This is a genomic window from Acinetobacter sp. RF15B, assembly GCF_007558235.1.
In the GTDB taxonomy this organism is placed as follows: Bacteria; Pseudomonadota; Gammaproteobacteria; order Pseudomonadales; family Moraxellaceae; genus Acinetobacter; species Acinetobacter lwoffii_C.
This window is the reverse complement of sequence record NZ_VLSR01000049.1, coordinates 1-1,489: the sequence shown is the minus strand read 5'-3', so window position 1 is coordinate 1,489 and position 1,489 is coordinate 1. Positions and strand designations below refer to the sequence as shown.

The window sequence follows — 1,489 nt, the reverse complement described above, 5'->3', positions numbered from 1 at the left end:
TGAAAACATTTAGAATATTGAGTGAGCGCTATCGAAATAGACGGAAAAGATTCGGCTTACGCATTAATTTAATCGCTGCATTAGTAAACCGAATAAACTCGCAATAAGGACTTTCGCAAGAGGTCTAATAAATATCTTCTACTGACATTTTTTATCTAATTTTTGTTTGGTTGCAAACTCATAATATACTTTTGGTACATAAAATCTATAGGTTGAAATTTTTCGTGAGATAATAGACTTCTATCATAAGTCATTTTTTACTCAGTTCCAAATTATAGATTCCAGCAATTAAATTGAATCTTAATCCCAGTCTTTTGCCTCGATTGCGATATCGCTCAGCAAGAATTTTGAAGGTTTTCAAACTGCCAGATACATGCTCAATCCCAATTCTTCTTTTATTGATTTGCTGATTATAGATTTTTAGTTCAGGATCCAGTTTACAGCGCTTCTTTGCTTTTAATGGCAACAAGCTATTTGGATACACTGTATAAATTCCCTGATAACCCTTATCTGCAAGGATAAATGCACCTGCAGGAATCTGACTCAAGTTACGTTTGAAGAGTTCGAAATCATGTACGGTACCACGACTCGTACATAAACTCAGGATTTTTTGAGTTTGATAATGAATGATGGCCTGTACTTTGAAGGTGTGGGTCTTTTTCTTGCCGCTATAGCTTTTCTTTTGTTTTTTTAGGCCTTTGGATTGGAATTTCTGTGGCATCTACAATCACCACATTCCAGTCAATGTCTTCGCCCTCGGGTAAATCTTTGGGTAAATTAAAGAGATTGGACCGAATCAGGCAGTCTTCAACATGACGGACAATTCTTGAGGCTGTGGGCTCTGAAACCCCGTAGCTCGTCGCAACGTGAAATAAGGTTCGGTATTCCCGCCAATAGCTTAGACAGAGCAGAACCTGGTCTTCCAGGCTTAACTTGGGCGGTCTGCCTTTGGCAGGAACATGCATTTTCAATTGCTCAACCATTAAATCAAAGGTTGACCATGAGATGCCGGTGTATCGCTTGAACTGTGTTTCAGAAAGCTTCTTTAAATCGATGTATTTTATCCGCAGATTATGCAGGAATATTGAAGGTTTTTCGGTACAAATAAGCAGCAAAAAAAGTAGATCGTTTTTTGATTTATGGAAGAGATCTATTACTGATACATGTTAGAGCGCATGTTCGGTACGTCTGGCGATGGAATCCATGACCGCTTGCTACATTTTGTGACTCCAATGGATGGTGCGTATTACTTTGCACCGAGTGAGGAGTTGCTGGAAGAGGTTTTGGAAAGGTAAAAAATAAAAAGCCGATGAAAGTCGGCTTTTTATTTCAATTACTATCAGAATGAGAATTCTTTTTTATTAGACCTCTTGCGAAAGTCCTTATTGCGAGTTTATTCGGTTTACTAATGCAGCGATTAAATTAATGCGTAAGCCGAATCTTTTCCGTCTATTTCGATAGCGCTCACTCAATATTCTAAATGTTTTCA

At 37.9% G+C, this 1,489-nt stretch carries 2 protein-coding genes and 3 pseudogenes; 2 read left to right on the top strand and 3 right to left on the bottom strand.

What is annotated here, in order from left to right:
- Positions 1–107: pseudogene (locus E2K74_RS14405) on the top strand (IS5/IS1182 family transposase); the annotation flags it as partial.
- A gap of 143 nt (positions 108–250) precedes the next feature.
- On the opposite strand, the gene E2K74_RS14770 reads toward E2K74_RS14405, so the two are convergent.
- Both E2K74_RS14770 and E2K74_RS14765 read right to left on the bottom strand, forming a co-directional pair.
- On the bottom strand, positions 251–721 hold the full coding sequence (locus E2K74_RS14770) for a transposase family protein (protein WP_201798539.1): 471 nt from the start codon (positions 719–721) through the stop codon (positions 251–253).
- Positions 669–965: a transposase family protein gene (locus E2K74_RS14765; RefSeq protein WP_201798538.1), complete on the bottom strand. Its 297-nt coding sequence runs from the start codon at positions 963–965 to the stop codon at positions 669–671. Before E2K74_RS14765 ends, E2K74_RS14770 begins: the two co-directional genes overlap by 53 nt.
- 198 nt (positions 966–1,163) lie before the next feature.
- Between E2K74_RS14765 and E2K74_RS14395 the strand changes: the two are divergent.
- Positions 1,164–1,295 (top strand): annotated as a pseudogene (locus tag E2K74_RS14395) (peroxidase); the annotation flags it as partial.
- An 87-nt stretch (positions 1,296–1,382) separates the two neighbouring features.
- Here E2K74_RS14395 and E2K74_RS14390 read toward each other — a convergent pair.
- Positions 1,383–1,489 (bottom strand): annotated as a pseudogene (locus E2K74_RS14390) (IS5/IS1182 family transposase); the annotation flags it as partial.